This is a genomic window from Gordonia sp. SCSIO 19800, from assembly GCF_018132775.1.
Taxonomy (GTDB): domain Bacteria; phylum Actinomycetota; class Actinomycetes; order Mycobacteriales; family Mycobacteriaceae; genus Gordonia; species Gordonia hongkongensis.
The window spans coordinates 216,624-222,999 of the sequence record NZ_JAGRQM010000008.1 but is presented as its reverse complement, the minus strand read 5'-3'; the positions used below and the strand labels follow the sequence as shown (position 1 = coordinate 222,999).

5 protein-coding genes are annotated in these 6,376 nt (G+C 66.8%); 4 read left to right on the top strand and 1 reads right to left on the bottom strand.

Annotated features, from left to right (window positions below; genetic code table 11):
- Positions 1-181 precede the first annotated feature (181 nt).
- Positions 182-1,369, bottom strand: a complete 1,188-nt coding sequence (locus KB201_RS12140; RefSeq protein WP_078112763.1) for a TetR/AcrR family transcriptional regulator — start codon at positions 1,367-1,369, stop codon at positions 182-184.
- 202 nt (positions 1,370-1,571) lie between these two features.
- Here KB201_RS12140 and KB201_RS12135 point away from each other — a divergent pair, with 202 nt between their 5' ends.
- The 4 genes from KB201_RS12135 to KB201_RS12120 all read left to right on the top strand — a co-directional run bounded on the left by KB201_RS12135 (position 1,572) and on the right by KB201_RS12120 (position 6,291).
- Complete coding sequence (locus KB201_RS12135; protein ID WP_159371100.1) at positions 1,572-2,378, top strand: enoyl-CoA hydratase-related protein; 807 nt, start codon at positions 1,572-1,574, stop codon at positions 2,376-2,378.
- Between the two features lie 82 nt (positions 2,379-2,460).
- Positions 2,461-4,065, top strand: a complete 1,605-nt coding sequence (fadD5, locus tag KB201_RS12130; RefSeq protein ID WP_211539356.1) for a fatty-acid--CoA ligase FadD5 — start codon at positions 2,461-2,463, stop codon at positions 4,063-4,065.
- Positions 4,066-4,318: 253 nt separating this feature from the next.
- On the top strand, positions 4,319-5,449 hold the full coding sequence (locus tag KB201_RS12125) for an NDMA-dependent alcohol dehydrogenase (protein WP_211539355.1): 1,131 nt from the start codon (positions 4,319-4,321) through the stop codon (positions 5,447-5,449).
- Between the two features lie 23 nt (positions 5,450-5,472).
- On the top strand, positions 5,473-6,291 hold the full coding sequence (locus KB201_RS12120) for a serine hydrolase (RefSeq protein ID WP_211539354.1): 819 nt from the start codon (positions 5,473-5,475) through the stop codon (positions 6,289-6,291).
- Positions 6,292-6,376: the final 85 nt, after the last annotated feature.

Here is a 6,376-nt window from a genome sequence, read left to right as displayed (position 1 = left end):
GCGCTACATCGCCCGCGAAGTGTTCCGCGACCTCACCACTGACCTCGGAGCACTTGACAAGCTATAGGACCCTCTCGCTTCGCTCGCACCTCAGGGAGCAGTGGCACAGCACGTCTCTCGGGTTCTGCAGTTCTTTCGGATCAGGGAGCGAGGTTCGGCGTGCTTGCCGGTCATCAGATAGTCAGCCGTGCAACAGAATCCGCATCGCCAGTGCGTCGATCCGGTCGGGGGAGGGCGGTAGGGACTGACGCGACAGGTCGGTGACCACGTTCAGGGAAGCGTGTACGAGGAACCGCGCCTGCGAGAGCGACAGCTCGTCGCGGACGCGGGTGAGCCAGGTGGCGAACTCGTCCACGGTGATCCGCTGCTGGTTGCGTAGTTCCTCGCGTGCCTGTGGAGTCGTGTGCCCGATCTCGGTCTCGTAGATCGCGATGAGATCGGTTGCGCTGGATGATAACCGGACGTACGAGGCGACCATCGCGGCGATCGCCTCGCGGGGCGTGGTCGACGCCGCCAGCGCGTCGGAGATGGCCGACGTGACCCGGTCGGTCGCGCGCCAGAACGAGGCCTCGAGAATGGCGACCTTGCTGGGGAAGTGGCGGTACACGCCTGATGCCGGCAGGTCGGCCGCGTGTGCGATGTCCTCGATCGTCACGTCCCGGAACCCGCGGGCGGCGAACAGCTCGATCGCCTCGGTCAGGATGACCTCGCGCTTGGCAGCCGGGGCGAGTCCGGTCACCGACGGCGGCTCGGGGTCGGTCGGCTCTGGCAGCTCGACTTCGAGCAGGCCGATCGCGGCGGCCGACATCAACGCCGTCGCCTCGCGGGCCGGCAACGAGGCGCGATGCGTTGTCGGACTTGCCGCGACGCTGATCATTGCGGCGGCAACGAGATTGGCGTCGAGATCGGTCAGCGACGGGCGCAGCCGGCGGGCGGCGGCACGCACACGACGATGCTGGTGGACGACGACATCGCGGACGATCGCGGCGTCGGCGGGCTCGAGGTAGCGCGACTCCCACCGGTACAGCCCACCGCGGCGGCGATTGTCGAACGAGGTGGCGGTGATCGCCTCGAGGAGTGCGGGCAACTCCTCGGGCGACCCCTCCGGGACGGTGTCGAGAACGTCGCGCAGGCCGGTCGCGAGGTCGGCGGTGGTCTCGGCGAACAGTGCGTACTTGTTCGGGAAATGCCGGTACAGCGCCGGGGTGGAGATGCCGACGGCGTCGGCGATGTCGTCGAGCCGCACCGCGTGGTACCCGCCGTCGCTGAAGGCCTTCGCCGCGGCGTCGACGATCATGCGTCGCCGGTCGGCGGGACGGCGACGCCGGGCGCCGGTGTCCGGGCGCGACGTCTGCGGACGTGCGGTCATGACGACAGAGCCTATCCGGAGACCACGTTCTCGTGACAGATTTCGGCATCGACCGGCAAAACTGCAGGAGAGCCCGGCTTGCGGGTCTGATAAGTTAACCGAGATTCTCGTGATCTGCGTCGCATTGTGGTAGTAGTCTAGGCGATGGCACAGATGCGGGGGGCTGTGTCTACCGAGAAGCCGGCCTGGAGTGGGGAGAGCAGTGAGCGAAGAGATCACGCGCGGCGGAGTCATCACATCGGTGGACGACTCCGGGATCGGGCGCCTGACGATTTCTCGTCCGGAACGGATGAACGCCCTCGACGGCGGGGCCCATCAGGCGATCGAGGACACGTTGGCGGAGTGGTCGACTCGCGACGACGTCCGCGTGATCGTGCTCGACGGCGCGGGCGGCAGTTTCAGTGCGGGCGCCGATGTCCGGGGCTTCGCCGGACAGTCGACCGCGGGCGGCGCCTCCGGGTTCACTCCGACGCAGGCGCGTCAGATCATCTCCGGAGGTTCTGATCTCATCCGGGCCGTGCGTTCGGTCCCGGTCCCGGTGATCGCCTCGGTCGACGGTGCGGCCGCCGGGATCGGTGCGTCGCTCGCACTCGGTGCCGACCTCATCTACACGACGGCCAGGTCGTATTTCCTGCTCGCGTTCGTCAACATCGGTCTGATGCCCGACGGCGCGGCCTCGATGTCGTTCGCCACGGCCGTCGGCCGCGTGCGAGCCAACGAGCTGGCGCTGCTCGGTGAGAAGCTGCGTGCCGCAGAGGCTCTCGACGCCGGACTCGTCAACGGCGTCGTCGAGGACCGTGCCGCGCTCGACGAGGTGGTCGGCAAGGTCGCCCGCAAGCTCGCCGGCAAGAGCGCCGCGGCGCTCCGGCTCACGAAGGCCGCGCTCGACGCGCACACGATGTCCGGTTTCGAGGCCGCGATCGAACGAGAACTCGACGGCCAGACCGAACTGCTCCAGTCCCCGGAGTTCCAGGCGGCCATCACCGCGTTCGCCGGCGCCTCCAAGTGAGCACTGCGACACGTCGGAATCGCTGTACCACAACCGTTCCCGACCCCATCACCACCAGAGAGACAACGAGGAGACCGATCGTATGACCGCGACCGTCGACACCTTCAGCGACCTGGCCACCGAGCCGCTGCGTTCGCGCCGCAACCACTGGAACAACCAGATCCGCCGCCACGCCTTCATGACCCCGGACAAGGCGGCGCTGAAGTTCCTGGGCAACGTCACCACCTGGAAGGAACTCGACGAGCGCAGCCGCGCCTTCGCGGCCGCGCTGAGCCGCCGCGGCGTGCAGTTCGGCGATCGTGTGCTGATCGTCCTGCTCAACCGCTCGGAGTACGTCGAAGCGGTTCTGGGCGCGAACCTGATCGGGGCCATCCCCGTGCCGGTGAACATCCGGATGAGCCCGGCCGAGGTCGCGTTCCTCGTCAACGACAGCGGCGCGAAGGTGATCGTCACCGAGACCCTGCTCGCCCCGCTGGCCGACGCCGCGGCCGCCTCCACCGGAGCGATCGAGCACACCATCGTGGTCGGCGGTTCGGACAAGGACAACTCCCTCGACTACGAGGCGCTCGTCGCCGAGGATTCGTCGGATCTCGAGGAGATCGACGTTCCCGAGGAGACCGTCGCGCTGATCATGTACACCTCGGGCACGACCGGAAAGCCCAAGGGCGCCATGCTCACCCACACGAACATGCAGGCGCAGGCGGTCACCTGTCTGCAGGCCCTGCAGACCCGTTCCGACGACATCGGCTCGTGTGTTGCCCCGATGTTCCACATCGCCGGCCTCGGCGCCATGGCGCCCCTGTTCTACATGGGCGCCCTCTCGGTGATCCATCCGCTCGGCGCTTTCGACCCCGACGACATGCTGGACACCATCGAGCGCGAGGGCACCACCTCGATCTTCCTGGTGCCCGCACAGTGGCAGGCCGTCTGTGCCGCGCAGCAGGCCAAGCCGCGTGATCTCAAGCTACGTGTGATCAGCTGGGGTGCGGCCCCGGCGTCGGACACCGTCCTGAACGCGATGAACGAGACCTTCCCGGAGGCGCTCAACGTCGCCGTTTTCGGACAGAGCGAGATGTCGCCGATCACCTGCGTACTCGAGGGCAAGGATGCCCTGCGCAAGATCGGCTCCATCGGCAAGGTCGTCCCGGCCGTGACCGCGCGCATCGTCGACCCCGAGGGCAACGACGTCGCGCAGGGTGAGGTCGGGGAGATCGTCTACCGCGGCCCGAACATGATGAAGGGGTACTGGCAGAACGAGCAAGGCACCGCCGACGCCTTCGCCGGCGGCTGGTTCCACTCCGGTGACCTGGTCCGTGCCGATGAGGAGGGCTTCCTCTACGTCGTCGACCGCGCCAAGGACATGATCATCTCCGGTGGCGAGAACATCTACTGCGCCGAGGTCGAGAACGTCCTCTTCGGGCATCCAAGCATCACCGAGGCGGCGATCATCGGTCGCGCACACGAGAAGTGGGGCGAGGTGCCGGTCGCGGTGGTCGTGCTCGCCGAAGGCGTCGAGGACCTGACGCTCGCCGACCTCGATCCGTACCTCAACGAGAACCTCGCGCGGTTCAAGCACCCGAAGGACATCGTCATCGTCGATGAGTTGCCGCGCAACGCCGGTGGCAAGGTCGTCAAGCCGACGCTGCGCCAGAGCTACGGCAGCAAGGACGCCGGCCTGGCCGACTGACGCCGTCGTATCCACTGTCGTCGCATATCCTCGGCGACATCGACACCCTCCGACCTGGGCGCGAGCACTCGCGCCCAGGTCCTCGTGGTCTCGTCCGTCCCGACCGCCTCGGGCATCGAAGCGCCAAGAAACACGCACTAGAACACGTTCCAATTTTGTGGTTGAGTGACTACTGTCACGTCATGGCGGCAACCGTCGGAGTGAGTAGATCCTCCCGGTGCGAGACGTCGCCGGGTTCGAACGGAGGAGTTCAGTGAAGACAAAGGGTGCATTGCTGCGGGAGCACAACAAGCCGTGGGCGATCGAGGACATCGAGATCGGCGATCCCAAGGCCCACGAGATCAAGATCAAGATGGAAGCCGCCGGCATGTGCCACTCCGATCATCACCTGATGACCGGTGGCATCCCGATGGCCGGGTTCCCGATCCTCGGTGGTCACGAGGGCGCGGGCGTCGTGGCCGAGGTCGGTGAGGGAGTCACCGACTTCGAGGTCGGCGACCACGTCGTGCTGTCGTTCATCCCGTCGTGCGGCAAGTGTCCGTCGTGTCAGTCGGGAATGGCCAACCTGTGCGACTTCGGCGCCATGCTGCTGCAGGGCGAGGCGGTGTCGGACAACACCTTCCGGATCCAGACCGCCGCCGGCGAGAACGTCTACCCGATGACGCTGCTGGGCACCTTCGCGCCGTACATGGTCGTGCACGAGGCCTCGGCGGTGAAGATCGACAAGGACATCCCGTTCGAGGTCGCGGCGCTCTGCGGCTGTGGCATCCCCACCGGTTACGGCTCGTCGACCCGCAGCGGCGACGTACGACCGGGGGAGGACGTCGCGATCGTGGGTGTCGGCGGCGTCGGTACCGCGGCCCTGCAGGGCGCGGTCATCTCCGGCGCCCGCAACCTGTTCGCCATCGACCCGGCGGAGTGGAAGCGGGAGCAGGCGCTCAAGTTCGGGGCCACCGCGGCCTTCGCAACGGTCGAAGAGGCGGCCATGGCGATTGCGGAGACCACTCACGGCGGCATGTGCCAGAAGGTGATCGTCACGGTCGGCGAGGTCCACGGCAAGGACGTCGACCTGTGGATGGGCATCACCGCAAAGGGCGGCACCTGCGTCCTGACCGGTATGGGCAACATGCTCGAGAGCGATGTCAACCTCAATCTCGCCATGCTGACCCTGCTCCAGAAGAACCTGCAGGGTTCGATCTTCGGCGGTGCCAACCCGAAGCTCGACATCCCGCAGCTGCTGTCGATGTACAAGATCGGCAAGCTCAACATCGCCGACATGATCACCCGGCAGTACCGTCTGGACCAGATCAATGAGGGTTACCAGGACATGTTGGACGGCAAGAACATCCGCGGAGTCATCCGCTACACCGAAGAGGACTGGTGAGCACCCGGGTAACGTGACCCGATGTGTCTGTCCTTGATTCTCTGACGGAATGGCCCGTCGACCACGTGTCGGCGGCGATCATCACCCGCGACGGGGTCGCCGACCAGTTCGGCGACCCCGCTCGCGTCTACGAGCTCGCGTCGGTCACGAAGCCGCTGGTGGCCTACGCAGTGCTCGTCGCCGTCGAGGAGGGAGCCGTCGAGCTCGACGACCCGGCCGGTCCGTCGGGGTCGACCCTCGCCCACCTGCTCTCGCACGCGTCCGGCCTGGCCTACGACACCCGCGAGGTCGAGGCGCCGCCGGGAGAGCAGCGGATCTACTCGAGCGCGGGCTTCGAGGTGGCCTCCGAGGTCGTGGCCGAGGCGACCGGTATCGAGTTCGGCCGCTATCTCTCCGAAGCCGTGTGCGCGCCGCTGGAGATGTCGTCGACGACGCTCTACGGGCCGGCCGGGCATGCCGCCCGCTCGAGCGTGGCGGATCTGTCGGCCTTCGCCCGCGAGTTGCTGGATCCGCGCCTGCTGGCGCCGGAGACCTTCGGGACGCTGACGTCGGTGCGGTTCCCCGGACTCGACGGATTCGTCCCCGGGTACGGCAAGCACCGTCCCAACGACTGGGGGATCGGCTTCGAGATCAGGTCCGAGAAGTCGCCGCACTGGACCGGGACAAGGAACTCCCCGCGGACGTTCGGGCACTTCGGTCAGGCCGGGACGTTTCTCTGGGTGGATCCGGCCCTCGACGCGGCCTGCGTCGTGCTGACGGATCGGCTCTTCGGGCCCTGGGCGAAGCCGCTGTGGAGCGAGTTCAACGATCGTGTCGTTGATGAACTCTCGTCACAGAACTGAATTTTTCTCGCAGGAGAAACTAGCGCAACACGTGCATCATGGGGCACAATTGACCCTACGAATGTGATATCCGCTGTCGCGAGGT

Bases quoted from the DNA above. Each gene is read 5' to 3' on its own strand.
- fadD5 (WP_211539356.1), top strand. From the start codon at position 2,461: ATGACCGCGACCGTCGACACCTTCAGCGACCTGGCCACCGAGCCGCTG.
- KB201_RS12140 (WP_078112763.1), bottom strand. From the start codon at position 1,369: ATGACCGCACGTCCGCAGACGTCGCGCCCGGACACCGGCGCCCGGCGT.